We start from the raw sequence: 24,873 nt of genomic DNA on the forward strand, positions 1-24,873 counted from the left end.
GCGGAGCACCACCCCGACCCGTGCATCCGACGAGGGAATCACCATGGCAGAGCTGGTGGCGGTCATCGCCTCGACCCATCACCCCTTCTACTACCGGGCCAGCACGGCCGTCGGCGAGGACCGGCCGCCGTTCGCCGACGCCTGGGTGGCCAAGATCGAGCGGTTCCGCCAGACCCTGACCCGGGCCCGCCCCGACGTGCTGGTGATGGTCGGGTCCGACCACTTCCACCAGCTCTGGCTGGACAACATGCCGCAGTTCCTGGTCGGCAAGGCGCCCTTCTACGACGCCAACTTCTACAACGAGGAGCGCGAGTTCGGCCTGCCGCGCATGCTCCTCGAAGGGCACGAGGAACTCTCCGCCCATGTGCTGCGCCAGGGCCTGGACGCGGGATTCGACCTGGCCTTCAGCAACGAGCTGCGGATCGACCACTCGATCACCTGCCCGATCATCACGCTGCGGCCCGAGGCCGACCTGCCGATCGTGCCCGTCTACACCAATATCTTCGCTCCCCCGCTGCCGCGGCCGAAGCGGTTCGTCCAACTGGGCCGCGCCATCCGCGAGATCATCGAGGGCTGGCCCTGCGACCAGCGCGTCGCGGTCATCGGCACCGGTCACCTCTCCCTCGAACTGGGCGGTCCGCGTCAGTTCGGGGACCACGGTCCCGACCCCGAGTTCGACCGCAGGGCCGTCGAGTGGATCGCGAGCGGCGACATCGAGGGCTGCCTGTCCGAGGTCACTCTCGACAGCCTCCACGGTCCCGGCAACGCCACCCACGGGTTCATGGACTTCATGCTGATGATGGGCGTCGCGGGCGAGGGGGCCGAGGCCGACCACGTGGACACCCTCGACCTGTTCCACACCATGGAGGCCTACTTCACCTGGTATCCGAAGGGAGCCGACGCATGAGCAAGTACCTGGTGAACAAGTTCCTGTACACCGTCGACCGCGACCCCGAACTGGTGGAGCGCTACCGGGAGAACCCGCGCTCCACCGTCGCCTGGTGGGAGGCGACCAGGGCCAACGCCCTGCTCAACTGCGTCGGCGGGGAGGCCTCGACCTGGCTGGTGTTCGAGGACGCCGAACGCGAGGCACTCGCGACCCACGACCACCCCGCCCTCTTCGCGCTGGGTGCCCATCCCTTCCTCACGCTCACCTTGTTCATCGCCATGTTCGAGCGCGACCACCCGGGTCTCGGCTACCAGAAGCGGTACGCCGAGGGGCTGGCGCACTTCGGCCTCCCCTACCCGGACATCGCGACTTGAGCACCGTCCCGGTACCCCGGAGCGGGCCCCGGGACACCGGGATGACCAGGCCTGATCTGCCCCAGGGTCAACAACTCTTGCCCGGAAGCCCATTGACCACGGGGCGGTTCTTGCCTAACGTCCGGGACAAGCCTGACTGAACCCTTTCACAGCCCAGCCTTGACGCCCAGGCGGCCCACGCGACCGCTACGCATCCGCAAGACCGTCAGGGCTGACCGCGCACGGTGGACGGTTCTTCGGTTGCCGCACGTCGACTCACCGAAAGAAGCACATGCACAGAACCTCCTCACGCCGCGCCACCGCGCTCCTCGCCGCCGTCTCCTCCCTCAGTCTGCTCACGGCGGCGTGCGGCGACACGGACACCTCTGCGGACGGCGACGCCGTGACGAACGCCAAGAACGCCGAAGCCTCCCCCAACGCGCCCACCAGACAGGGGATGACCGTCGGTTTCCTGCCCAAGCAGGTCAACACCCCCTACTTCTCGGTGGCGGACAAGGGCGGCGAGCAGGCCGTCAAGCAGCTCGGCTCGACCTTCAAGGAAGTGGGCACGGAGCAGGGCAGCGACGCGGCCGGCCAGATCTCCCACATCAACGCGCTCACCCAGGAGAAGGTCGACGCGATCGCCGTCTCCGCGCTGGACCCCGACGCGCTGTGCGACGCCCTCCAGGAGGCCATGGATCAGGGCATCAAGGTCGTCACCTTCGACTCGGACACCAAGCCGGACTGCCGCTACGCCTTCGTCTCCCCGGCGAGTTCCGAGGACATCGCCGTACGGCAGCTCGAACTGCTCGGCGACCAGATCGACTACAAGGGCGACATCGCGATCCTGTCCGCCGCGAAGACGGCCACGAACCAGAACGCCTGGATCAGCAGCATCAAGAAGGAACTCGGAGACCCGCGGTACAAGAAGATGCGGCTCGTCGAGATCGCCTACGGCGACGACGAGGAGCAGAAGTCGTACGACGAGGCCGCCAGGCTCCTCAGTGAGCACCCGGGCCTGAAGGGGATCATCTCCCCCACCACCAACGGGATCAAGGCGGCCGCGAAGTACCTCTCGCAGTCGAAGTACAAGGGCGAGGTGAAACTGACCGGCCTCGGCGCCCCCAACGACATGCGCCCGTACATCAAGGACGGCACGGTGGACGCGTTCCTGCTGTGGGACCCGGCCAAGCTCGGCGAGCTGGCCGCCCACGCCGCGGTGGCCCTGGCCTCCGGGCAGATCACCGGCAGGGAGGGGCAGATGTTCCTGGCCGGGGACATGGGCTGGTACCAGCTCAGCGAGGACGGTGTCATCACCCTGGGCGAGCCGACGGTCTTCGACGCCGACAACATCGACGACTACGACTTCTGACCCTCCGGACCGGGAGACGTCCGGCGGGGTGCCGACGGCGACGGCACCCCGTCGCCCGGCTCCCCGGACGTCTCCGCCGGATGATCGCGGGGCAGCGGACCCCCGGCGTTGAGGTGCTCCAGGGCCTCGACCAGCTCGTTGCACACCCGTTGAACCGACCGTTTGGTGTTGATCTGTTCGCCGATCACCGCGGACAGCAGGAGCGCGGTCAGTCCCAGGGTTCCGTTGAACGCCTGGAGTTTCATCATCGTCTCGAGGTCGGTCAGGTGCTCGAAGGAGCCGGCCCCCTGCCGGGCCGCGACGGTGGCCGTCACCGAGGCGAACAGGGCGCACAGCACGCCGCCCGCCAACTGGAAGCGCAGCGCGGCCCAGATCAGCAGCGGATACACCAGGAACAGCAGGCTGAACGGGCTGTAGGTGATCAGCGGTACCAGGACGCACACGACGAGGGCGATGCCCACGGCCTCGGCCCAGCGCCAGGACGGGGGCGCTCGGCGGGCGCGGTACAGCAGGAGCAGCAGGGGAGCCACGAGGACGACGCCCATCGCGTCGCCGACCCACCACGCCAGCCAGACGAGCCAGAGGTCGTCGACGGCGAGCGGGTCGGTCAGGAAGAGGATGCCGACGCCCGTTCCGGAACTGATCAGCATGGCGGCAAGCGCCCCCAGGAACACGAGGGCCATGCCGTCGCGCAGCCGGCTCAGGTTCACCCGGAACCCCACCGCGCGCAGCATCAGGAAGGCGCAGACGGGGGCCAGGGTGTTGCCGGCCACGATGCCGAGGGTCGACAGCCGGGGCGACGAGAGGGAGCCGACGACCAGCAGGGCGCCGACCGCGATGCCGGGCACGCACCGCAGGCCGAACAGCAGCAGACAGGCCACCGCGACGCCGGTGGGGGGCCAGATGGGAGTGACCACCACCCCGACGGCGGTCAGCTGCTCCGCCAGCCCCAGTCGTCCCGCCACGTAGTAGCCGACGGCGACGAGCAGCGTCTCGCAGGCAAGGGCGACCGGTCGCGGCCATGCACGGATACGCACCACAGCAGCCATCAGACACCGGCACCGCCGCGGCGGCGAGGTGAGAGGCGCCCCGTCCCGCCCTACGGCGTAACGAGACATCCGTCATGGCCCACGACGAGCACGGCGGCGTCGTCCTCGTGGCCGATCGTCTCGGCGTTCTCGAGCACGGCCGCCGCGAGCGTCTGCGCGTCGGTGCCCGCGGCGGCGGCGAGGCCGGCCAGCCGGACGACCCTTCCGAGCCCGTCGTCGACGCTCAGGGAGGGGCCCTCCACCACTCCGTCGGTGACCAGGACCAGCACCGCGCCGGCGGCGAGCCGGTAACGGGTCACCGGATACTCGGCTCCCCCCAGGATGCCCAGCGGCGGTCCGCCCTCGTCCTCGCAGACCTCCGCGCTGCCGTCCGCCTTGGCCCGGACGCTGGGCACGTGGCCGGCCCGCGCGCTCTCCAGGACGCCGGTGGCCGGGTCGAGGCGCAGGAACGTGCAGGTGGCGAAGAGGTTCTTGTTCAGGGAGACGAGGAGTTCGTTCGTGCGGGCGAGCAGGTCGCCGGGCTCGCTCGTCACGGAGGCCAGTGCCCGCAGACCGACGCGGACCTGCCCCATGAAGGCCGCCGCGTCGACGGCGTGGCCCTGGACGTCTCCGACGGAGAGGCCGACGCGGCCGTCGGGGAGCCGGAACGCGTCGTACCAGTCGCCGCCCACATTGAGCCCGGCGTACGCGGGCGAGTAGCAGGCGGCGAGGTGGAAGCCGGGGATCGCGGGCAGGTCGGCGGGGAGCATGTCGCGTTGCAGGGCGATCGCCAGCTCCACCTGGGAGCGTCGCAGCTCGGCCAGCTCACGCGTCTGCGTGGTCAGCGACTCCAGCCGGGCCACCAGCTCCTCGCCGTCAGGTGCGGCACGCTTGCGGAACATCGACCACTCCCGGGCCGGGCCGCCTCCTTACGGGCGTACCGTGCGGTTCGGTGTGTCTCTCGCAGGTGGAGCCTCTCGGCGTCCCGGACAGTGCAAGTCTGTCACCCGGCCCCGAGAAGGGCATGTCGGAGCCGTCCGCGGTGCCCGGGGCGGGCGGCGGCCCCGGCGCTCGGCGGACGGCCGCCCGTTCCGTACCCTGGCGGCATGCGCATGCGGCCCACTCTGAGCTGGACTCCCGCCGAGGACCTGCCACCGGGCACCACGGATCCGGGGCCTGTCGTCGACGCGCTCGGGGCGGGCGGGGTCCTGGTGCTCAGCGGGGCGGGCATCTCCACGGAGTCCGGCATTCCCGACTACCGGGGCGAGGGCGGCAGCCTGAGCCGGCACACCCCGATGACCTACCAGGAGTTCACCGCCGACGCCGGGGCCCGGCGGCGGTACTGGGCCCGCAGCCACCTGGGCTGGCGCACCTTCGGCCGGGCGCGTCCCAACGCCGGGCACCGGTCGGTGGCCGCGTTCGGGCGGCACGGGCTGCTCACGGGGGTGATCACGCAGAACGTCGACGGGCTGCACCAGGCGGCCGGCAGCGCGGGCGTCGTGGAACTGCACGGAAGCCTGGCCCGGGTCGTCTGCCTGTCCTGCGGCGCGCTCGGTCCGCGCCGTGAACTGGCCCGGCGGCTGGCGGAGGCCAACCCGGGATTCGCGCCGGTGGCCACCGGAATCAACCCGGACGGTGACGCCGACCTCACCGACGAACAGGTCGGGGACTTCCGCGTGGTGCCCTGCGCGGTCTGCGGCGGCGTCCTCAAACCGGACGTGGTGTTCTTCGGCGAGGCCGTTCCGCCGGGGCGTGTCGAGCACTGCCGCGGGCTGGTCCGCGAGGCGTCGTCGCTGCTGGTCCTCGGGTCCTCGCTGACGGTGATGTCCGGGCTGCGGTTCGTCCGTCAGGCGGCGGAGGCCGGAAAGCCGGTGCTGATCGTCAATCAGGACCCGACCCGCGGCGACCGGCAGGCCCTCACCCGGGTCGCGCTCCCGCTGGGAGGGGCCCTCACCACCGTGGCCGGGCTGCTCGGGCATCCCCGTCGACGACGGCGTCACGGCCTGAGCGAGGTCGCGGAATTCCTCCGCGTCACCCCCTTGACCGCGCTCGCCGCACTCCATATGGTCCTCGCACCTCACGAGGTACATCGATTAACCAATCGTTAACCGCTTGGTTGGAGACCACCCCTGTGCGCTCATCGCTGACTCGGCGCGGGCTTCTCGCCGCCGGTTCCGGCCTGGCTGCGGCCACCGCCCTGCCCGCTCTGTCCGGCTGTTCGTCGTTGGCGTCGGCGGACTCCGATCCGGACACCCTCGTCGTCCACACCCAGCTCGGCACGACCGCGCCGGGCTCCCCCACCTATCTCGCGGCCGTCGACCGCTTCCACCGGGAGCATCCCGGGATCAAGGTCAAGAACCTCGTCAACGGCGACGACCTCGGCCAGGTCTACGAGACCTCCCGGCTGGCCCGCAAGGAGGCCGACGTCGTGATGGTCAACCTCTACGACAAGACGCTGGCCTGGACGGATGTCGGCGCGACCGTCGAACGTCGGGCCCTACCTCGACGACTGGGGGCTGCGCGGGCGCGTGCTGCCCGCCGCGCTGTCCGCGTGGACCGACGACGAGGGCCGGGTCCGGGCCTTTCCCTACTTCGCCACGAACTGGCCGGTCGCCTACAACCGCGCCCTGCTCGACCGGGCCGGCGTCGACGAGATCCCCACCACGGGGGACCAGCTCACGGCCGCGGCACGCAAGCTCCGCGCCAGGGGAATCGCCCCCGTGACGGTGGGCGGCAACGACTGGACCGGCCAGAAGCTGCTGGCGCAGATCATCCAGACGTTCCTGACCCAGGAGGAGGCCCGGCACGTCTACTCCACAGGGGACTTCTCCGGGCGCGGCGCACGCCTGGGCATCGAGTACTTCACCCACCTGCGGGACTCCGGAGTCTTCGCGGACAAGGCCCAGGGGCTCACGTCGGACTCGATGACCACGCAGTTCAACACCCAGGACGCGGCGATCCAGTCGGCGATGTCCTCGGCCCTGGCCAAGGTGCCGGAGAAGGTGGCCCGGCACACCGAGGTCGGCGGCTGGCCGCTGGCCGACGGGGCGGTGCACGACGCCCCCACCGTCATCCGCGCCTACACCCTCATCGGCTTCTGGATCAGCCCCAACGGCGTCCGCAAGATCGAGCACGTCGAGAAGTTCCTGCGCTTCATGTACCGGCCCGAGACGGTGGCCCGGTTCGTGACGGAGAGCGGCCGGGACATGGCCCTGCGCACGGACGCCGTCAGCACCGACTTCCCGCTGGTCGGCGCGGCGCAGCGGCTCGGCTCCGAGGTGAGCCAGGTCCTGCTGCCCGACGTGTACGTTCCGCCGGCCGCCGCGCAGGCGCTGATCACCGCGACCAGCACGTCGTTCACCCGGGGCACGAGCGCGGCCCGCGTGCGCGCCGCCCTCGAATCCGCGTACCGGTCCGCATGAGCCGCCCGGTCCCCTTCGTTTCCGCCACCCGTACTCCGGGAGTCACCGCATGACGACGCTCACGACGACGCCGGACGGCAGCGCGGCCCGTCCCTCCGCCCCGCTCCCCTCCCCCGCTTCCACCCGGCGCGGACCCCGGCAGGGCGGTACCGTCCTCGCGGTGCCTGCCCTGGTGTGGTACCTGGTCTTCATGGTCGGGCCGCTGCTCGCCATCTTCGTGATCGCGGCCCTGCACTGGCCGGGCATGCTCCAGCCGGTGTCCTTCGCGGGCCTCGACAACATCCGGACCGTGCTGGACGACCCGGTGTTCTGGGACGCGACCCGCAACACCGCCGTCCAACTGGCCGTCGCGCTGCCCGTGATGATCGCGTGCGCCTACATGCTCGGGTACTACGTGGCCCAGCAGCCACCCGGGCACCGGGTCGTCCGGTACCTGCTCTTCATCCCGGGGCTGATCTCGACGCCCGCGAAGGCGATGGTCTTCTACGCGGCGCTGTCCCCGGACGGCCTGGTCAACGGCGGCCTGGAGGGCATCGGCCTGGGCTCCCTCACCGACGCCTGGCTGGCCTCGCCGTCGACGGCCCTGGCCTGTCTGATCGCCCTGGACATCTGGAGCGGCATCGGCTTCACCGCCGTACTGTTCGCCGCCCGGCTGGGCAGTGTGCCGGACGAACTCGGTGAGGCCGCCCAGCTGGACGGGGCGGGGCACTGGCGGACCATGTGGTCGGTCCACTTCCCGGTGATCCGCGACTACGTCGGCGTGGTGACGATGCTCCAGTTCCTGTGGACGCTGTTCGGCTCCGCCCAGAACGTGCTGCTGCTCACGCAGGGCGGTCCCGGCACGTCGTCCACCACGCTGTCGTTCCTGGTCTACCAGAAGGCGTTCATCGCCGCCGACCTCGGCTACAGCCAGAGCGTCGGGGTCCTCCTCTTCCTCGCCGGGCTCGTCGGCCTCCTGACGATCCGCCGCGTCTTTCGCCAGAACTACTGATCGGAGCAGCACTCATGAAGCTCGGCAAGCGCTGGCTCCCGGCCCACATCCTGGTGTGGACGTACGCGGTGCTGCTCGTCGTCCCGCTCTACTACTTCCTCGCCTCGGCGTTCAAGACCAACGACGAGATCTTCGCGCATCCCTTCGCCCCGCCGACCTCGCTCGGCCTGCACAACTTCCGCACCGCCTTCGACAGCGCCGACCTCGGGCTCGCGGTGGTCAACTCCACGCTGGTGACGGTGTTCTCGCTGACGCTCACCCTGCTGCTGGCCATTCCGGCGGCGTTCGCCCTGGCGCGCTCGACCGGACGCCTGGCGGGGATCGTCGAGAAGGTCTTCTCCCTGGGCTTCCTGATCCCGACGTTCGCCGCGCTGTTCCCCACCTTCCTGCTGGCGGCGGCCACCGGGCTGTTCCACACCCGGACGTTCATGGTGCTGTTCCTGCCGGCGACGGCGCTGCCGCTGTCGGTCGTGATCCTGGTGCAGTTCATGCGGACCATCCCGCCGGAGATGGAGGAGGCCGCCCGGCTGGACGGGGCGTCCACCTTCGCGGTGCTGCGGCACGTCTACACGCCCATGTGCCTGCCGGGCATCGCCACCGTGCTGCTGCTGAACTTCCTGACCTTCTGGAACGAGTACCTGTACTCGCTGGTCATCATCGGCCCGGACCCGGCGCAGCGCACGGTCCAGGTGGCGCTGCCCACACTCAAGTCGATCACCGGCACGGACTACGGCGTGCTGACGGCGGGCACGGTCCTGACCCTGGTACCGGTGTGGATCGTCTACACGGTGCTCCAGAAGCGCATGCAGCAGGCCCTGGTCAGCGGGGCGGTGAAGATGTGAGCGTCCCCACCGGGCGCGCGGGCCGGCGGCCCACGATCAAGGCGGTCGCGGCGGCGGCCGGCGTGTCGACGGCCGCCGTCTCGCAGGCCTTCAACAACAAGGGCCGGCTCTCCGAGGAGACCCGCCGCCGGATCCTGGACGCCGCGCTGGAACTGGGCTGGTCCCCCAGCGCCCCGGCGGCGGCCCTGCGCAACGCCCGTACCCGCAGCCTGGCCCTCGTGGTGCGGCGCCCCACGGACGTGCTGGGCTCCGACCCGCACTTCAGCGAACTGATCACGGGCATAGAGGGCGAACTGGCGCCCCGCGGCTACGGTCTGCTGCTGCACCTGGTCAGCGCGCACCGCGAGGAGAACGCGCTGTACGAACGGCTCGCGGCCGAGGGGCGGGTGGACGGCGCCGTGCTCACCGACGCCCGCGACGACGACGCGAGGCCCGCCCTGCTGGCACGCCTCGGGCTGCCGGCCGTACTGCTCGGCTCGCCCGACGACACGGCCGTCGTGCCGCGCATCGGGCTGCGCGACCAGGGAGCGGGGATCGCCGAGGCCGTCGCGCATCTGCTGAGCCTCGGCCACCGGCGCGTCGCCTACGTCAGCGGACCGCCCGAACTCCAGCACACCCGGGTGCGCCGGGCGGCCTTCGAGGAGGCCCTGCGCGCGGCCGGGCTGCGCCCGTTCGCGGTCCTGCCCACCGACTTCAGCGAGCGGCGTGCCGTCGGCGCCACCGAGGCGCTCCTCGGCGCCGCCGACCGGCCCACCGCGATCGTGTACGCCAACGACTCGATGGCGGTCTGCGGTATCGGCACCGCGCAGCGCGCCGCGCTGTCCGTGCCCCGGGACCTGTCCGTCGTCGGCTACGACAACCTGCCGCTGGGCAGTTGGCTGCATCCCCGGCTGACCACGGTCGACCAGCAGGTGCAGCGGGTCGGCGCGGCCGCGGCGCGCATGCTGCTGGCCCTGTGCGGCGAGGAGGTCGAGGAGAGCGCCCTCACCGGACGGCCGCGCCTGGTCGTCCGCGAGTCCACCGGGCCCGTACCGACCGCCCCCGGCTGACCCCGCACGGCCGCGGTGCGCCGCGGCCGCGTACCACCCGCAACCCCCACACCACCCGAGAAGGACCATGCGACGCCACAGCGCCCAGCTCACCCACCAGCCCGACGTCCTGCCCTGGCTCGGCGCCAACTTCTGGTCCCGCACCGGCGGTCCGCTGATGTGGCGGGACTACGATCCCAAGACCGTCCGCGCCGAACTGCGCGTGCTCGGCGACCACGGCCTCAACATGACCCGGTCGTTCTTCTACTGGCCCGACTTCCACCCGGAGCCCGACCGTATCGACGAGGAACTGTGCGCGCGCTTCGAGGACTTCCTCGACGCACATGTGGAGAACGGCATGGGGACCGTGCCCACGTTCATCGTCGGCCACATGTCCGGCGAGAACTGGGACCCGGCCTGGCGCGGCGGCCGCGACCTGTACGAGGACGTGTGGATGGTCGGCCGCCAGGCGTGGTTCGTCTCCCGCATGGCGCGCCGTTTCAAGGACCACCCGGCCGTCACGGGCTGGCTGATCACCAACGAGATGCCCGGGTACGGGCGGATCTACCAGGTGGACCCGCCGTCCTGCGACGTGGTGACCGCGTGGGCCCAGGCCATGTGCAACGCGGTGCGCGCGACGGGCGCGACGCAGCCGGTGTCGCTCGGCGACGGGGCGTGGGGCATCGAGGTGACGGGCCGCGACAACGGGTTCTCGCTGCGGGAGACGGCCGAGTACGTCGACTTCGTGGGCCCGCACGTGTACCGCTCCGACACGGACCGGCCGCGGCAGCACTACCGCGCGGCCTTCGAGTGCGAACTGGCCGCGGTGACCGGGCAGCCGGTGGTCCTGGAGGAGTTCGGGCTGTCCACCGACACCGTCTCGGCGGCCAACGCGGGCGTCTTCTACCGCCAGACCCTGCACAACTCGCTGCTGGGCGGGGCCACCGGCTGGATCGCCTGGAACAACACCGACTACGACGACCTGTGGGACCGGTCCCCCTACGACCACCACCCCTTCGAGATGCACTTCGGCATCACCGACTCCACCGGCGCGCCCAAGGAGCCGCTGCGTGAACTGGCCGCCTTCGCCGAGGTGCTGAAGGCGGTGGACTTCCCGCGCTGCTCCCGTGCGGACGCCGACGCGGCCCTGGTGGTGCCCGCGTTCCTCGAACGCGGCTACCCCTACAGCCGGCCCGCCGACCGGCCGCTCATCTTCACCTCCCTGCACCAGGGTTACGTCACCGCGCGCGCCGCCGACCTGCCGGTGGCGCTCACCCGCGAGGCCGACGGGCTGCCGGGCGAGGCGGCGCTGTACCTGTTGCCCGCCACCCGGCAGCTGACCACCCGCACCCGCAGGGAGCTGGCCCGCCGGGCCGCCGAGGGCGCCACCGTGTACCTGTCGTTCTGCTCCGGCGAGCACCCGGCCACCCGCGGCCCCTGGTTCGACGACCTCGACGGACTGTTCGGGGTCGAGCTGCAGTTGTCGTACGGCGTGGCCGAGCCGATCGAGGACGACGTGCTGGAGATGACGTTCACCGAGGACTTCGGCGATCTGCGCGCCGGTGAGGTGCTGCGCGTTCCGGTCGCCGGGAACGAGGACAGCCGGGCCTACCTGCCCGTCGTTGCCCGCGCGGGCCGTGTCGTGGCGGTCGACGCCCACGGCCGGCCGGCCCTGGTGGTGCACGAGAGCGGGGCGGGGCGCACGGTGCTGGCGACCTATCCGCTGGAGCACATGGCGGCCCGGACGGCGCGCGTCAATCCGGACGTCACGCACCGCCTGTACGCGGCGCTGGCCCGGGTGGCGGGCGTACGGCGGCCGGTCACGGTCGCCGATCCGCATGTGTCGGCGGATGTCGTCGTCCACGCCGACGGCCGCCGCTTCGTGTGGCTGGTCAGCCAGAGCCCCGAGCCGCTCGTGGTCCGTCCCCTCGCCGAGGGGCAACTGCACGACCTGGCCGGCGGCGGGCCGGTGACGGACGTGCCGCTCGACGCGTACGGCGTCGCCGTGCTGGAGCTGCGATGACCCTCCCCCGCTACCGCGATCCGGCGGCGCCGGTGCCGGAACGCGTCCGTGATCTGCTGGGCCGCATGACCCTCCCGGAGAAGGTCGGCCAGCTCAACCAGCGCATGTACGGCTGGGACGCCTACGAGCGCACCGCGGACGGGCATCGCCCGACGCGGGCGTTCCGGCGGGAGGTCGCCGCCTTCGACGGCATGGGCGCGCTGTACGGACTGCAACGGGCCGACGCCTGGTCGGGCGTCGGATTCGGGGACGGCCTGGGCGCGCGGGACGGGGCGCGCACGGCCGCGGCCGTCCAGCGGTACGTCATGGACAACACCCGGCTCGGCATCCCCGTGCTGCTGGTGGAGGAGATGCCGCACGGCCATCAGGCGCTGGACGGCACGGTGCTCCCGGTCAATCTGGCGGTGGGCGCCACGTGGGATCCGGAGCTGTACGCCGAGGCGGCGGCCGGCGCGGGCGCCGAACTGCGGGCCCGGGGCGGGCATGTCGCCCTGGTGTCCGCGCTGGACCTGGTGCGTGATCCGCGCTGGGGGCGCGCCGAGGAGTGCTTCGCGGAGGACCCGTACCTCGCCGCGCGGATGACCGAGGCCCTGGTCGAGGGGGCGCGGCGGGCCGGGGTGGCCGTGGTGCTCAAGCACTTCGCCGGCCAGGGCGGCACGGTCGGGGGCCGCAACAGCGCGGCGACCGAGCTGGGGGTGCGTGAGCTGCACGAGGTCCATCTCGCGGCGGCCCGCGCGGGGGTGGCGGCGGGCGCGGCCGGGGTGATGGCCGCCTACAACGAGTTCGACGGCCTGCCGTGTGTGGCGAACCGGTATCTGCTGACCGAACTGCTGCGCGAGGAGTGGGGGTTCGAGGGCATCGTGATGGCGGACGGCACGGCGGTGGACCGTCTGGTGCGGCTGACCGGCGATCCGGTCGCCGCGGGGGCACTGGCCCTCGGTGCGGGCTGCGATCTGAGTCTGTGGGACGACTGCTTCACCCGGCTGGGCGAGGCGGTGGAGCGCGGCCTGGTGACCGAGGGGGCGCTGGACGCCGCGGTGGCGCGGGTGCTCACGCTGAAGTTCCGCCTCGGCCTGTTCGAACGGCCCCTGCCGTCGGCCGGGGCGGCTGCTCCCGGCCGGCCGGACACCGCCGAGCTGGGCGAGCGCGTGGCCCGCGCGTCGGTGACGCTGCTCGCCCACGAGGGCGGCGTCCTGCCCCTGTCCCGCGGGCTGCGGCGGATCGCGGTCCTCGGCCCGAACGCCGACTCGGTGGCCCAGCAGATCGGCGACTACACGGCGCCGCAGCGGCCCGGCGACGGCGTCACCGTCCTTCAGGGCGTGCGCGCGGCGGCCGGGCCCGGCACCGAGGTGGAGTACGCCCCGGGGTGCGCGCTGGTGGGGGACGACGTGTCCGAGGTCCCGGCGGCCGTCGCGCTGGCCGCCCGCTGCGACGTGGCCGTGCTGGTGCTGGGCGGCTCCAGTGCCCGCTCCTCGGACACGGTGTTCGACGCGAACGGGGCGGCCGTCACCGGGTCAGGAGCGCCGTCCGGCATGACCTGCGGAGAGGGCGTCGACCTGGCGGACCTGGCGCTGCCGAAGGCGCAGCGGGCTCTGCTGGCGGCGGTGTCGGCGACCGGAACTCCGGTTGTGGTGGTGCTGGTTCAGGGCCGTCCCCACGCCCTGCCCGGTCTGGACGCTGACGCCTCGGCCGTGCTGAGCGCCTGGTATCCGGGGCCGCGGGGCGGACGTGCCGTGGCCGAGGTGCTGTTCGGCGACGCCGAGCCCCGCGGGCGTCTGCCGGTCTCCGTGCCCCGCTCGGCCGCCCAGCTGCCCGTCTTCTACAACGGGAAGGACCACCGCTATCGCGGCTACGTCGACCAGAGCGCGCTGCCCCGCCACGCGTTCGGGCACGGCCTGTCGTACACGAGCGTCGCCTACGGGGCCCCGCGCCTGTCGCACACCCGGGTCGACGCGGGCGCGCCCCGGCTGACCTGCCGGGTCACCGTCCGCAACACCGGGGCGCGGCCGGCCCACGAGACGGTCCAGCTCTATGTGCGCCGGCTGTCCGGCGGCACGTCCTGGCCGCGGGTGCGCGAGCTGCGCGGGTTCGTGCGCCTGTGTGTCGAGCCCGGCGACGAGGCGGACGCGGTCTTCGAGGTGGGCGCGGACACGCTGGCCTCGGTGGGGCGCGACCTGCGTCTCACCGTGGAGCCGGGAGTGGTCGAACTGGAGACGGGCCCGGCGTCGGACCGCACCCGGGGCGCACGTCTGGAGATCACCGACTCGGAATCCAGTGAGGCTTAGGGTAGCCTTACCTGCATGGCGAAGGTTCGTCGGCTCACGCCCCAGCACCCACAGATGTTCCGCGCCCGTGTCGTGCGGAGCGAGCGTGTCTCCCCGTCCATGCAGCGCGTCACGGTCACCGGACCGGGACTCAACGGCTTTCCGTGGCTGGGGTACGACCACTGGTTCCGGCTGTTCCTCCCACTCCCCCATCAACACAGCCTGCGTCTCCCGGAGTTCACAGGCACCCAGTGGTGGAAGCCGTACCTCGCCATTCCCGAGGAGGAACGGCCGCACTGCGCCAACTACTCCGTGGCCGACTTCCGCAGGCAGACGGCCGAGTTGGACATCGACTTCGTCGTGCACCGCGGTCCCACGGGCGAGATCGAGGGCAGGGCCGCGATCTGGGCCTGCCGCGCCACGCCCGGGGACGCGCTCGCACTGCTCGACCAGGGCATCCTCTTCGACTGCCCGCAGGACGCCTCCGAGGTCACCGTCGTGGCCGACGAGACCGGGCTGCCCGCCACCGCGGGCATCCTGCGTTCCCTGCCCGAGGGGACCGTGGGGCGGCTCATCCAGGAGGTCCCCACCGCGGACGACAGGCGGGTGCTGAAGGCCCCGGCCGGGGTGACCCTCTCCTGGGTCGTGCGCCAGGACAGCACGGCCGTCCCGGGCGTCGCCGCGCTGCGCGAGCTTCGTCGGCTCACCCGCGCCGACGCGGCGGGATACGCCTTCGTCGTCGGTGAGTCGGCCCTGGCCACCGAGGGCCGCAGGCACCTGCACGGGCTGGGGCTGCCCAAGGAGCGGATCACGTTCTCGGGCTTCTGGAGGCACGAGAAGACACCCGCGGTGGCCTGACCCGCTCCGCCGCGTTCGGCCAGTCCTCCCTGGCCCGGACGATGTCCTCGCGGGTGCGGCCGACGAAGTTGCGAAGAACATCACTCGTCAGCGCGGGCCTCCGTTCCTCCGGCACACGGCCGGCCGGAGGAACTTGCGTTGCCGCCGCGCGGTCGGAGCGTCACGCCGGAAACGGACAAGCGGCGGTGGATGTAGCCGTACGACCGTCCCGTTTCCTTTTCGAGCGCGCGGATCGAGGAGCCGCCGTCCCACCGCTTCCGTAACTCCTCGGTGACGTGGGCCTGCTGTTCGGGGCGGAGTCTCTTACCGGGTTCGGCCAGTCGAAAGTGTCAGACACCTGCTTCCATCTCCTCGGCGAGGTCGACGACGGTGACGCCTCGCAGCTCGCGGACGAGCTGGGACGCCAAGATCCAGGGGGTGCACTGCCGGTCCCGATACGACACCTCGTGGACGTCGTCCTCTCCCGTATCGATGGGCTCGGGCGGCTGGAGGAGGCCCCTGCTCAGGTAGTACGTGCCGATCACGCCGTACAAGCGGGGCACCCGAGCGCGAAGAGCGACGACACCCTTTCTCAAGATGTGGCCGCACCGTTTGGTCGCGAGGTCCGCATGCTTCAGGCAGAGCGGGGGCTGCGCGGTCCGGTGCCCCTCGACCCAGTCGTTCGACGGTGCGTCGGGCGGCGGTACGGCAAGGAAGAGGTAGCCCAGGGATGTCCTGCTGGACTGCTGGACGCATCCCTGGCAGCAGCAGCTCCATGCACTTCCCTGGCAAGTCAGCATGTTGAGCACTCGGTACGGCTGGCACTGGTCCCCTCGCGGTCGGACGCTGGCCGCAACTCGCGGCGGGGGCGACCTCGCCTCGTCTGTAACGGCATGAGGGTTGTTGTACGTAGGAATCGACGGATCACGAGCCGTGCACTACGGATTGTGGGGTTTCCCCGCCGCGGCATATTGCTCGGAGCCGATTCAGTTCAGCTGTCAATGTCTCAGTTACAAAATCCGGTATTGCAGAGGGAGTTTCGAGGTCAGGGTTGTGGCAGGGGCAGGACGGGCATTTGCGGATGCCGCAGGTGTTGTCCGTCCTCGTAGACGTGCAGGGTGAACGTCTCCGGCCCCGGTCGGCCCGCCTCGTCGTACGCGCTCAGGACACGCTCGATCTGCTCCCACAGCTTCACCGGGCCGCCCTCGTGGACCTCCCATCGGCTCTCGCGCGGGGTGAGGGTGGCGGCGGAACCGGTGACCACGTCGACCAGGTGCACCACCTCGCCGACCGTCGTCATCTGCGTGTCCGGCACCGCGCACTGTGCGAGGAAACGCAGGTGGAACGCCTCTTCGGTTGCGGCCGTGATCCGCTCCGGGGTGTGCCGGGCCGCCCGTCCGGTGTCGGGCAGGCTCGCGGCCCAGTGGGCGGGGTTGCCGAACGCCGGCGCCGCGTGCATACGCGCGGACATGAAGGAGACGGTGCCGCCCAGCAGTTGGCCGTCGGCGGTGCCGTCGCCCTTCACGGTCAGCAGGACGCGGGCGTACCCGTAGAGCCACCCCGAGAGGGTGAGCAGGATCTTCCCGCCCGGCCGGGCCTGCGCCAGCAGCGCGGGCGGCACGGCCCGGAAGGAACACGCGGCCACGATCCGGTCGAACTTGGCCTCGGGCCAGTACCCGTACAGCCCGTCCGCCACCGCCAGCGTCGGCGTGTACCCGCACCCGTACAGCGCGCTGGCCGCCTGCTCCAGCCGGTGCGGATCGACCTCGATCGAGGTGACGTTGGCGGAGCCGAGACGTTCGCAGGCGAGCGCGGTGGAGTAGCCGGTGCCGGTGCCGATCTCCATCACCGTGTGCCCTTCCTGCACGTCCGCGTCCGCCCACATCCGTACGACCAGCGACGGCAGCGTGGACGACGAGGTGGGGGCCCCGCCGTGCCGTACGGCGGGCTGCTTCCAGTCCGGTTCGTCGCCGTCGAACTGGGTGATCAGCGTGGTGTCGGAGTACGCGGCGGCCAGCCAGCGGCCATAGTCGGTCTCGGCGGTGACCGGCTCCCACACCGTCAGGCCCTGCCCGTCGCGCTCGTCGGCGGGCAGGTAGAAGCCCGGCACGAACCGGTGCCGGAGCACCCGCTCGACCGCCGCCCGCCAGCCGGGATCGGCGAGCACGCCGTCCTCGGCGAGGGCCTTCGCCATCGCCTCGCGCAGCCGCGCGGCGTCGGTCTCCAGATCGGCGGGCATCGTCATCGCGCCCCGCCTCCTTCCGTGCTCAGGATGTCGACGAACGCCGTCGTGATGTCGTCGGCGTCGGGCAGCCAGCCCCACTGGCCGTTCGGGTTGCACTCGATGAACACCCAGTGCTCCGCCGCATCGCCGTCGCCGGTGAGGGCGAAGTCGAAGCAGCCGAAGACCAAGCCGAACGCCGTGAGGTAGCTGTGCAGAGCTGCTTCGATGGCGGCCGGGACACCGATGGGTGCGTGGAGCAGGGCGTCCCAGTCGCCGCGGCGCCAGTCCAGCGCGCCGTCCGGCGCGGCGATCTGCTGGGCGAACACCTTCTTCCCGACCACAGTGACGCGCACGTCGCCGGTCTTGGGGATCTCCGCCTGGAACAGGTGCGCGGTCACCGCGAGGGAGTCGTCGAAGCTGTCGGGGTTGACGCGCTGGGCCCAGATCACGCCGGTGTGCCCGTCCTCGTCCCGGGGCAGGCCGCGGAACGTCTTGTAGATCACGGGCCCGTGGTCGGCGGCGAACTTCCGCGCCTGCTCAACGTCGTTGGTGACCAGCGTCGGCGGGACGGTGAGGCCGAGCTGGGCGGCGAGCTGGAGCTGGGCGGGCTTGAAGTCCGCGGCCGTGACCGCGCCAGGGTGGTTCACGTAGAAGGCGCCGTGCAGGTGGTTGAGGACTCCGCCGAGCCCGTGCCGGGCCTCGGCGGCGGCGAAGTCGCGCTGCTGGGCAGGCAGGTGCTCGAACCGGGCGGCATAGGGGGTGGGGCGGCGGTAGTACACCGCCGCCACCTCCCCCAGCTCCACCTCCCGGCTGCCGGTGACCAGCCGCCCGGACCAGGCCGGTGCCCCGGCGCCGATACGGGCGCCGAAGGTCAGGCCGGGGCCGATGTCGGCCGGGTCGACCCGTGCGACGGGCACCTCGCGCTCGTTCAGCGCGGCGATGACCCAGTCCGCGGTGACGTCTTCCAGCGCGGTGACGACCAGGACGGTGGAGGCCATGGATCAGTCCGACTCGTAGTCGGTGGTGTGGTCGTCCTGGGTCTGCGGCTGCGGCTTCTGGCCGTCGCCACCCCCGGACATCGACGCGGTGCCCGTGGTCTTGCTCGTGCCGTGCCCGCCCATCTCGATCGGCTGGTCGGCAGCGTCGGTGTAGACGGCGGTCTGCGTCGACGGGTCGAGCGTCACAGCGGTGTACGACGGCGGGCCGACCGGCAGCCGGTCGGTGACCAGCCGCATCGCCCACGGAACCTGAGCTGGGGGTGCAAGCGTCGCCATGTGAGTTCCCTTCCCCTTGTCTCATGCGGATAGCCGAGCGGCTACCGCAGATGCAGAATCGACCTCCCGCACCAGCCCTGACCAGTACCGTAGGTGCCGCGAACCGTGGCGAAGTTGCCACGCTCCGTGATGTCCCGTCGGGAAGGGTGAGGCGAAGGTGCCCAGCAGATCCAGCAACCCGCACCTCGCGCTGTGGGTGGCCGCGAGCGGTTTGTCGCACGGCGAGATCGCCCGCCGGGTGGCCGCTGAAGCGGTTCGCCAAGGTCACCGGCAGATCGCCCCGGACGCCACCCGCATCCGCCGGTGGATCGATGGCGAACGCCCCCGCCCACCGGTCCCCGCCCTCCTGGCGGCCGTCCTCTCCGATGCGGTCGGCCAGCCGCTCACACCGGGTGATCTCGGGCTGACGGCTGCCGGGCCCACCCTGGATAGCATCCAGCTCCCGCTGCTGACCGAGGCAGCCGCCCAGACCCTGGCCGGATGGACCCAGATGGATCTCTTCCTCGACCGCCGCGACACCCTCAAGCTCGCCCTTGGCGCTCCGCTCCTCCTGGCCGCCGAGCGGATGCTGGGCGGCACCGCCCGCCGTCTGGGCCGCGATGCCAAGGGGTTCGACGCCGACACCACCGCCGCGCTGGAGGAGGTGACCGCGTTCTTCACGAAGGCCGACGCGTCCAAGGGCGGAGGGCTGTACCGCTCGGCGATCGTCGCCCAGCTCGCCGAAGTCGCCCGCCGGATCCAGGTCGGCGTCCCCGCCTCCCTGAAGTCCCGCGTGTTCGCGGCGACCGCCGACCTGGCTGCTTTGGCCGGGTGGGTGAGCCACGACTGCGGCCGGTACGCCACCGCCCAGCGGTACTGGTCCTACGGCATCTACGCGGCCGGTGAGGCCGGGCAGCCGGATCGCGGCGTCGAGATCGTCACCCGCATGTCCCACCAGATGATCTACCTTGGGCACCCGGTCGATGCCCTCGGTCTGCTCGGCATCGCCGCGAAGAAGGCGACCATGCCCGCGGTCAAGGCCCTGGTCGCCTCTCAGACCGGGCGGGTACACGCAGCCCTCGGCGACGAGCGCGAAGCCGAGCGGTACCTCGGTAGCGCTGACGAACTGGTGGCCGAGGGACTCGGTCAGGACGTGCCGGAATGGGTGGCGTACTTCGACGCCGCCGAGCACGCCGGCGCCCGCGCGGTATCCGCCCGCGATCTCGCCGGGATCGGCCGCCCCCGCAGTCCCGCGAGCGTCCACTTCACCGACGCTCTCGCGCTGCGCAGGCCCGGCTTCGAGCGGGTGAAGGTCATGGACCGCGTCGGCCTGGCCGCCGCGCTGTTCGCCGAAGGGGAGGCCGAGCAGGGCGCCGCGTCGGCCCAGGAGGCACTGGACGAGGCAGCCCGCGTCGACTCGGCCCTGGTCGTCTCACGCCTCAACACGCTGTTGGGTGCCGCCCGCCCGTACAAGACCGCCGCGGTGGACGAGGTACGTGCCCGCGCGGCGGATCTCACCGCGGCCCGGCCGACCGCCGTCGCGGCCTGAGACCATCGAGCCATGGGCAAGCACTCCCGACCCGGGCCACCGAACCAACCGTCGCGCGCCGTCCCGAGCGTCGGCACCGACGACCCGCTGGCCGCGTACAACAAGCGGCGCCGGCCTCCGATGGACATCTACCGGCGGCACCGGCCGGTACATGGTGGCGCTGGCCACCTTCGGCCGGATGAGCCGCGCGTACTGGAGGAGTGGGACGGCTTCACCTACGCCCCCGCCGGGACGGCATCCGATCTCGCGGCGGCGGTGGCATGGGTGGCCCAGGCCGAGTCGGAACCCCGGCAGTAACCGGCACGGCTTGGGGCCGGCGCCAACGCTGCGGGCCGCGAAGCGTCAGCGGTCAGGGTTTGGGGTGGGACGTAGCGGGGTCACGATGGCTTTGTTGCCGCTGAGAACGTCGCGCAGCTCCTGGTTCTCCAGTGTGAGTCTGGTGTTCTCGGCGAGGAACCCCTGGAGGTCCGCCCTGAGTTGGGTGATCTCGTCGTTCTTGTTCGCGATGGTCTTCTTGAGCTCGACGATTCTTTTGCGGAGCCGTGCTTCAACGTCCGGGGTGCCGCCGCGTGCCTTGACGCGTTCGTAGAAGTCGTTCTTGAGGTCGAGGTGGCGCTGGGTCAAGGCGTTTCTGGGGACGTCGGCTTCGACGGCCAAGGCGACGATAGTCAAGGCTCCGTTGGAGCGTTCCGGGGTGCCGTCGAGGATGCGGGCCATGGCCGCGCGGATGCGGTCGCGTTCGTCGAGTGCGGGGCTCACGCGGTGGTCTCCTGACGGGTGAATCGGGTGCGGTCGTGCTCGTCGGCCCAGTTGCGGAGCTTTCCCGCATTGCGGCGAAGCCGGTCCCCGATGGGGCCGGGCAGTCGTGCGGCCTTGCGCTCCAGGTGGGACGCGCGCTCGCGCAGCAGGGCGGCGTGCTGGTCGGTGCGGACGGTGTTGCCGCAGCCGGCGACACACCGGTCGAGGCTCGGGGCGTCCTGCTGTCCGTCCTGCTCGCACAAGGCTCGGTCGCGCTTGTAGAGGCAGAGCAGCAGCGCGTGCGGGTTGTCGTAGAGGACGCCGCCGTCACGGGCCAGGTGACGGCGGGCGAGAGCGTGCTTGCGGGCGAAGTCGGCCTTGACCAACGCGCCGCGAAACAGCGGACCGGTCGATGCTTCCAGCAGAGCCCGGCGGGCGGCCGGACCGGAGATCCCCTCGCCGTCCTGGAAGCGCTCGTGCAGATCTGCTGCGGCGTCGGCGGTGGCCAGGGCCGTCTCAACGTCGACCAGATCATGGATGCCCCGGCGGCTGCGGCTGCCGTAGCGACCGGACTCCTCCCGGTCCCAGGCGGTTCGCAGATGCCCGTACTGGATCGCCAGGGCTACCAGGCCGCCGGGGCGGCGGGCGATGTGCCAGGCGAGCGTTCGGCGGAAGCGCGCGAGCCCGAAACTGCCGTAGGGGTCGGGCGGGATCACCTCGCCGGGCAGCCCCTGGGCCGTGGCCTCGCCGTTCGCCCATGCCACGAACTCATCGATCCGCTCACGGACGGCCAACTGCCCCAGTGCCCCGGTGCGAAGGTGCGCGTACGAGGGATTGTGAATAGCCGAGTCGAATAGCAATTCGCCCTCTGGGACGATGCGTTCCAGGACACGGATGGCGTTGACCACTGGGCTGATAGCGACCCAGGGAACCGAACGTTCGGCTGGGCGGTAGTTTCCACTGTCGGGGTCGGTGGCGGTCTTGAAGTGGTGGCTGCGAATCAGAAGGTGTGGCTCGGTGGCGTCCTCAGTCTCGTCACCATCGTTGCCGTCTTCTCCCGGGTCATCGGCAACGTCTTCCGGGTGGATGCGGATCAGATGGCGGACCGGGTTCCCATCCTGGCTGGGCTCCGGGCAGCAGCCCGACCGCATGCCGAGCACCTCCTGGGGGCGGGTGCCGGTCAAGTACGCGCAGACGATGAACGCCGCTGCGACGAGATGTTTGCGCAGGGCGATGGCCTCGTTGTAGTCGATGGCCTTGCGCCACGGATGGCCGGAGATCCGGCCGGTGATATGTGTGCTCAGCGGGCAAGGACCGGGGTGGGCAGCGACCATCGGGGCCAGACCATGATCTTTGTAGAAACTCTGGACCTGGTTGAGCGAGGCACCGGTCACTCCGGCGATGTAGGTGCGGGCGAACGCCGTCTTCCCGCACTTGCGGGTGGCGGGAATCGGGCCTCTGGCGGCTGCCATGGGCCCGAGGAAGTGCTTCAGCGCCGTACGACCCGCTGGGGTACCTGGCTGAGTCGGCGCAACCTCGGTCAGCCGGCGGAACTCGTCGTAGGCGGCGAGGATGTCGTCGGCGAGGTCTTCGACCACGCGGATCGCCCAGATCAGCAGCGGGCCCATGGTCTCCTCGGCCAGGGCCTCTCGCTTGTTCTCCCCGCCGCCCCCGCCGGCTGCTGGCAAGTAGTCGTCGAAGCCGTCCTCGTCCCACGGAGGGCGGGCGATCCCGACCGACTGGGCACTGAGCTGGTCGAATGCCCACAACCGGGTCAACGCGGTGAGCTGGTGATGCACGTAGACCCGGTCGTTGCCCGCCTCGCGCAGCATGATCGCGTACTCGTGCAGCACCGCTCGATCGCAGGCGGCCAGCGTGTGGACGTTTCGCTCGCTCAGCCAGTGGGAGAGCCTGAACCAGGTCGAGATCGTCTGCCTTGCGGTCGCACGGGAAACGCGGGTTCGCATTCTGGTGCCGCGTTGTCGCACGAAGGTGTGCTTCAGCTCGCCGTTGAGGAACGTCCAGACGATCAGCCGCAGCTCCTCCCGCAGGCCGTCGGGACACGAAGCCCACGCGATCCTGATGCGCTCCTGACTGGGGCCGCTCGTCAGCGGGGCAACCCACCAGACCTCATCGCCGTAGCGGCTGTCGCCACTGTTCGCGAAGTGCGTGTTGAGCAGGTACTCCGGGACGACTGGCGTCGTGGCGGTGGGACGGGGCAGGACGTACGGGTTTGCTTCGAGGTTCGTCTCCGCTGAGCAGGTCGTCGACGATTTCACGGTCGGTCTCAGTGATCCGGGCGTGCGCGTGGTTCCAGCCGCCGTCGCCGATCTTCCTGCGCAGGTGTTCCAGCCGGGCATGCGTCTCACTCCAGTCCTGGTCCCACCGCGCTGGGTGCAGGACCGACCGGGACTGGGTGAGGGCTTGGTGCAGCAGAACTAGGCGTGGGTGATGGTCGACGTGGACCAGGGCGTTCTCGCAGCCTAGGCAGAGCACGAACGAGGCGCCGCAACCGCCGTCCGGTAGCGGGGCCGGACTCCCCTCGGTGCCGGAGCAGTCGGCGGTGGCGGTCTCCTGAGCGACGACTGGCGCAGCGGCGTGGTCGGCCGGCGGCAGGGCCGCAGACCGTCCCCGCGGGCTCGCGACCCGGCCCGAACCACGGCGGATGCAACTGTGCGTCACAGATGATCATGACTTGATGGACAGTCACGTCCGCCACGCCCCTAGCTTGCTCCTTTTTCTGTTTGGTGCGCAACATTTTCTCCGAGAATCCAAAAAGGCGGGACCACGTGTGCGCATGGCCAAGGCCGACGCGGGCGTGCCAGACTGCGCCTATGACGCAGAAGAGAGCGACGCCGTCAATCAAGAGGCGACGTGTGGGTGCCCAACTGCGCCAGTGGCGCGAAGCGGCAGACATGCCATCAGGCGAAGTCGCGCGAGCCATGGGGTGGAGCGCGGCCCGCTTCTCTCGCGTCGAGCGCGGCTACTACCGCATCGGCCGGGACGAGGTCATTGACCTGTGCGCGAAGATCGGTGTTGACGACTCGAAGGCCGTGGAGGAGGTCGCCCGAGTCGCTGAGGAGCCGACCGGCAAGGGATGGTGGGCGTCGTACGCCGACAAGGTCAGCGAGGCGTACATGGACTTCGTGGAGCTGGAGGCGGAGGCCGAAAGCATCCGCATCGTTCACCCGAAGGTGATCCCTGGACTGGTTCAGTCACCCCGCTACGTCCGGGAGATGCATTCGAGTGCACGGTCGAACGACCCGGAGTCGCTGATCGCTCTCCGCCTGGCCCGGCAGGAAGTCCTGAGTCGCGCTCAGTTTCACGGCCTGATCCCCGAATCCGCCTTCCACGCCGAGTTCGAGTCCAGCCCCGGCCTCATGAAGGACCAGCTCCGGAAGCTGATCGACGCCACCGAGATGGACACCGTCACCCTCCAGATCCTCCCGCTCAAAGCGCACCCCTCCATTGGGTCGAACGGGGCGATGACGATCCTCACGTTCCGGCACCCGTGGACACCTGTCGCCAGCATCGACAACCCGATGGGCGGCTCTCACACCTATGACCCGGCCCAGGTCGCCTACCTGGAAGCCGAGTTCGAGAACATCGCTGCTTCTGCTCTTCCCGTGGACCAGTCACGGGACCTACTCGACGAGTACCTGGAAGGACTGCACCAGTGACCACCAACAACGGGCGTGCCCTTACTGCACCACAGCTTGAGGGGGCTGTCTGGAAGAAGTCCTCCTATAGCGGAGACTCCCAGGGACAGTGCGTCGAGGTCGCCGACCTCACAGTCACGCCGTTCGCCGGTAAGCGGGGCATCAGGGACTCGAAGAACCCGGAGGGCCCCGCGCTGCTCATTCCCAAGGGTTCGTTCGCAAGCTTTGTGATGGCCGTGAAGGCGGGAGAGTTCGACATCTGACAGGTGCCCGGACATTCGCCAAGGCCCGTCTCCCTGATCCCAACTGGGGGAGACGGGCCTCGCCGTACCTGTGCGTCCCATGGGGTCGGGGCAGCGTACCCCCGGGAGATCGTCGGTGACCTTCGGTCCCGTTACCCG

The 24,873-nt window shown here is 70.9% G+C and carries 23 protein-coding genes and 1 pseudogene; 15 read left to right on the forward strand and 9 right to left on the reverse strand.

Going from position 1 to position 24,873, the window contains the following annotated elements; all coding sequences use genetic code 11:
* The first annotated feature begins 43 nt into the window (after positions 1–43).
* The 3 genes from AC4IHM_RS00635 to rhaS all read left to right on the forward strand — a co-directional run bounded on the left by AC4IHM_RS00635 (position 44) and on the right by rhaS (position 2,614).
* Entirely contained in the window at positions 44–907 is an 864-nt protein-coding gene (locus tag AC4IHM_RS00635; protein ID WP_490865107.1) for a DODA-type extradiol aromatic ring-opening family dioxygenase, read from the forward strand.
* A complete protein-coding gene (locus tag AC4IHM_RS00640) occupies positions 904–1,263 on the forward strand; it encodes a hypothetical protein (protein WP_490865108.1) in 360 nt (119 codons plus the stop codon). Before AC4IHM_RS00635 ends, AC4IHM_RS00640 begins: the two co-directional genes overlap by 4 nt.
* Before the next feature lie 271 nt (positions 1,264–1,534).
* Positions 1,535–2,614: a rhamnose ABC transporter substrate-binding protein gene (gene rhaS / locus AC4IHM_RS00645; protein ID WP_490865109.1), complete on the forward strand. Its 1,080-nt coding sequence runs from the start codon at positions 1,535–1,537 to the stop codon at positions 2,612–2,614.
* Here the strand turns inward: rhaS and AC4IHM_RS00650 are convergent.
* Together AC4IHM_RS00650 and AC4IHM_RS00655 are read right to left on the reverse strand one after the other, a co-directional pair.
* On the reverse strand, positions 2,602–3,663 hold the full coding sequence (locus AC4IHM_RS00650; protein ID WP_490865110.1) for an MASE1 domain-containing protein: 1,062 nt from the start codon (positions 3,661–3,663) through the stop codon (positions 2,602–2,604). The genes rhaS and AC4IHM_RS00650 overlap by 13 nt on opposite strands.
* Before the next feature lie 50 nt (positions 3,664–3,713).
* Positions 3,714–4,544 (reverse strand): PP2C family protein-serine/threonine phosphatase, encoded by an 831-nt coding sequence (locus AC4IHM_RS00655; protein ID WP_490865111.1) that lies wholly within the window; start codon positions 4,542–4,544, stop codon positions 3,714–3,716.
* A 204-nt stretch (positions 4,545–4,748) separates the two neighbouring features.
* Here AC4IHM_RS00655 and AC4IHM_RS00660 point away from each other — a divergent pair, with 204 nt between their 5' ends.
* From AC4IHM_RS00660 to AC4IHM_RS00695, 8 genes and pseudogenes are all read left to right on the forward strand, one after another.
* Positions 4,749–5,750, forward strand: a complete 1,002-nt coding sequence (locus tag AC4IHM_RS00660) for an NAD-dependent protein deacetylase (RefSeq protein WP_490865112.1) — start codon at positions 4,749–4,751, stop codon at positions 5,748–5,750.
* Positions 5,751–5,773: 23 nt separating this feature from the next.
* Positions 5,774–7,064, forward strand: a pseudogene (locus AC4IHM_RS00665) (ABC transporter substrate-binding protein).
* 49 nt (positions 7,065–7,113) lie between these two features.
* The gene (locus AC4IHM_RS00670) at positions 7,114–8,055 is read left to right on the forward strand and encodes a carbohydrate ABC transporter permease (protein ID WP_490865113.1); all 942 of its coding nucleotides are present in this window, start codon (positions 7,114–7,116) and stop codon (positions 8,053–8,055) included.
* A gap of 14 nt (positions 8,056–8,069) precedes the next feature.
* On the forward strand, positions 8,070–8,897 hold the full coding sequence (locus AC4IHM_RS00675) for a carbohydrate ABC transporter permease (protein WP_490865114.1): 828 nt from the start codon (positions 8,070–8,072) through the stop codon (positions 8,895–8,897).
* Positions 8,894–9,946 carry a LacI family DNA-binding transcriptional regulator gene (locus AC4IHM_RS00680; protein ID WP_490865115.1) on the forward strand — a complete coding sequence of 351 codons (1,053 nt, stop codon included), beginning with the start codon at positions 8,894–8,896 and terminating at the stop codon, positions 9,944–9,946. Before AC4IHM_RS00675 ends, AC4IHM_RS00680 begins: the two co-directional genes overlap by 4 nt.
* 67 nt (positions 9,947–10,013) lie before the next feature.
* Complete coding sequence (locus AC4IHM_RS00685; protein WP_490865116.1) at positions 10,014–11,948, forward strand: cellulase family glycosylhydrolase; 1,935 nt, start codon at positions 10,014–10,016, stop codon at positions 11,946–11,948.
* On the forward strand, positions 11,945–14,233 hold the full coding sequence (locus AC4IHM_RS00690; protein ID WP_490865117.1) for a glycoside hydrolase family 3 N-terminal domain-containing protein: 2,289 nt from the start codon (positions 11,945–11,947) through the stop codon (positions 14,231–14,233). Before AC4IHM_RS00685 ends, AC4IHM_RS00690 begins: the two co-directional genes overlap by 4 nt.
* Before the next feature lie 15 nt (positions 14,234–14,248).
* A complete protein-coding gene (locus AC4IHM_RS00695; RefSeq protein ID WP_490865118.1) occupies positions 14,249–15,070 on the forward strand; it encodes a siderophore-interacting protein in 822 nt (273 codons plus the stop codon).
* 80 nt (positions 15,071–15,150) lie between these two features.
* Here AC4IHM_RS00695 and AC4IHM_RS00700 read toward each other — a convergent pair whose 3' ends face one another.
* The 5 genes from AC4IHM_RS00700 to AC4IHM_RS00720 all read right to left on the reverse strand — a co-directional run bounded on the left by AC4IHM_RS00700 (position 15,151) and on the right by AC4IHM_RS00720 (position 18,547).
* On the reverse strand, positions 15,151–15,390 hold the full coding sequence (locus AC4IHM_RS00700) for a helix-turn-helix domain-containing protein (RefSeq protein ID WP_490870727.1): 240 nt from the start codon (positions 15,388–15,390) through the stop codon (positions 15,151–15,153).
* Positions 15,391–15,399: 9 nt separating this feature from the next.
* Positions 15,400–15,603 carry a hypothetical protein gene (locus tag AC4IHM_RS00705; protein ID WP_490865119.1) on the reverse strand — a complete coding sequence of 68 codons (204 nt, stop codon included), beginning with the start codon at positions 15,601–15,603 and terminating at the stop codon, positions 15,400–15,402.
* A gap of 491 nt (positions 15,604–16,094) precedes the next feature.
* Positions 16,095–17,294, reverse strand: a complete 1,200-nt coding sequence (tgmC, locus tag AC4IHM_RS00710) for an ATP-grasp peptide maturase system methyltransferase (protein WP_490865120.1) — start codon at positions 17,292–17,294, stop codon at positions 16,095–16,097.
* Complete coding sequence (tgmB, locus tag AC4IHM_RS00715) at positions 17,291–18,271, reverse strand: ATP-grasp ribosomal peptide maturase (protein WP_490865121.1); 981 nt, start codon at positions 18,269–18,271, stop codon at positions 17,291–17,293. Before tgmB ends, tgmC begins: the two co-directional genes overlap by 4 nt.
* 3 nt (positions 18,272–18,274) lie before the next feature.
* On the reverse strand, positions 18,275–18,547 hold the full coding sequence (locus tag AC4IHM_RS00720; protein ID WP_490865122.1) for a putative ATP-grasp-modified RiPP: 273 nt from the start codon (positions 18,545–18,547) through the stop codon (positions 18,275–18,277).
* A gap of 157 nt (positions 18,548–18,704) precedes the next feature.
* Between AC4IHM_RS00720 and AC4IHM_RS00725 the strand changes: the two genes are divergently transcribed.
* Positions 18,705–20,075 carry an NsdA family TPR-like regulatory protein gene (locus AC4IHM_RS00725; protein WP_490865123.1) on the forward strand — a complete coding sequence of 457 codons (1,371 nt, stop codon included), beginning with the start codon at positions 18,705–18,707 and terminating at the stop codon, positions 20,073–20,075.
* Positions 20,076–20,087: 12 nt separating this feature from the next.
* Positions 20,088–20,372, forward strand: a complete 285-nt coding sequence (locus tag AC4IHM_RS00730) for a DUF6087 family protein (protein ID WP_490865124.1) — start codon at positions 20,088–20,090, stop codon at positions 20,370–20,372.
* A gap of 45 nt (positions 20,373–20,417) precedes the next feature.
* Here AC4IHM_RS00730 and AC4IHM_RS00735 read toward each other — a convergent pair whose 3' ends face one another.
* Complete coding sequence (locus AC4IHM_RS00735; RefSeq protein ID WP_490865125.1) at positions 20,418–20,834, reverse strand: hypothetical protein; 417 nt, start codon at positions 20,832–20,834, stop codon at positions 20,418–20,420.
* Positions 20,831–23,092: an integrase gene (locus AC4IHM_RS00740; protein WP_490865126.1), complete on the reverse strand. Its 2,262-nt coding sequence runs from the start codon at positions 23,090–23,092 to the stop codon at positions 20,831–20,833. The genes AC4IHM_RS00735 and AC4IHM_RS00740 overlap by 4 nt, the downstream gene beginning before the upstream one ends.
* A gap of 555 nt (positions 23,093–23,647) precedes the next feature.
* On the opposite strand from AC4IHM_RS00740, the gene AC4IHM_RS00745 reads away from it, so the two are divergent.
* Positions 23,648–24,493, forward strand: a complete 846-nt coding sequence (locus AC4IHM_RS00745) for a helix-turn-helix domain-containing protein (protein WP_490865127.1) — start codon at positions 23,648–23,650, stop codon at positions 24,491–24,493.
* Positions 24,490–24,735 (forward strand): DUF397 domain-containing protein, encoded by a 246-nt coding sequence (locus AC4IHM_RS00750; RefSeq protein ID WP_490865128.1) that lies wholly within the window; start codon positions 24,490–24,492, stop codon positions 24,733–24,735. The genes AC4IHM_RS00745 and AC4IHM_RS00750 overlap by 4 nt, the downstream gene beginning before the upstream one ends.
* The last annotated feature ends 138 nt before the right edge of the window (positions 24,736–24,873 follow it).

The organism is Streptomyces sp. SL06 (genome assembly GCF_058244745.1).

Coding starts and splice junctions, on each gene's coding strand:
- rhaS (WP_490865109.1), top strand. CDS start 1,535: ATGCACAGAACCTCCTCACGCCGCGCCACCGCGCTCCTCGCCGCCGTC.
- tgmB (WP_490865121.1), bottom strand. CDS start 18,271: ATGGCCTCCACCGTCCTGGTCGTCACCGCGCTGGAAGACGTCACCGCG.
- AC4IHM_RS00720 (WP_490865122.1), bottom strand. CDS start 18,547: ATGGCGACGCTTGCACCCCCAGCTCAGGTTCCGTGGGCGATGCGGCTG.
- AC4IHM_RS00685 (WP_490865116.1), top strand. CDS start 10,014: ATGCGACGCCACAGCGCCCAGCTCACCCACCAGCCCGACGTCCTGCCC.
- AC4IHM_RS00660 (WP_490865112.1), top strand. CDS start 4,749: ATGCGCATGCGGCCCACTCTGAGCTGGACTCCCGCCGAGGACCTGCCA.
- AC4IHM_RS00650 (WP_490865110.1), bottom strand. CDS start 3,663: ATGGCTGCTGTGGTGCGTATCCGTGCATGGCCGCGACCGGTCGCCCTT.
- tgmC (WP_490865120.1), bottom strand. CDS start 17,294: ATGACGATGCCCGCCGATCTGGAGACCGACGCCGCGCGGCTGCGCGAG.
- AC4IHM_RS00635 (WP_490865107.1), top strand. CDS start 44: ATGGCAGAGCTGGTGGCGGTCATCGCCTCGACCCATCACCCCTTCTAC.
- AC4IHM_RS00730 (WP_490865124.1), top strand. CDS start 20,088: ATGGGCAAGCACTCCCGACCCGGGCCACCGAACCAACCGTCGCGCGCC.
- AC4IHM_RS00675 (WP_490865114.1), top strand. CDS start 8,070: ATGAAGCTCGGCAAGCGCTGGCTCCCGGCCCACATCCTGGTGTGGACG.
- AC4IHM_RS00640 (WP_490865108.1), top strand. CDS start 904: ATGAGCAAGTACCTGGTGAACAAGTTCCTGTACACCGTCGACCGCGAC.
- AC4IHM_RS00745 (WP_490865127.1), top strand. CDS start 23,648: ATGACGCAGAAGAGAGCGACGCCGTCAATCAAGAGGCGACGTGTGGGT.
- AC4IHM_RS00695 (WP_490865118.1), top strand. CDS start 14,249: ATGGCGAAGGTTCGTCGGCTCACGCCCCAGCACCCACAGATGTTCCGC.
- AC4IHM_RS00655 (WP_490865111.1), bottom strand. CDS start 4,544: ATGTTCCGCAAGCGTGCCGCACCTGACGGCGAGGAGCTGGTGGCCCGG.
- AC4IHM_RS00690 (WP_490865117.1), top strand. CDS start 11,945: ATGACCCTCCCCCGCTACCGCGATCCGGCGGCGCCGGTGCCGGAACGC.
- AC4IHM_RS00670 (WP_490865113.1), top strand. CDS start 7,114: ATGACGACGCTCACGACGACGCCGGACGGCAGCGCGGCCCGTCCCTCC.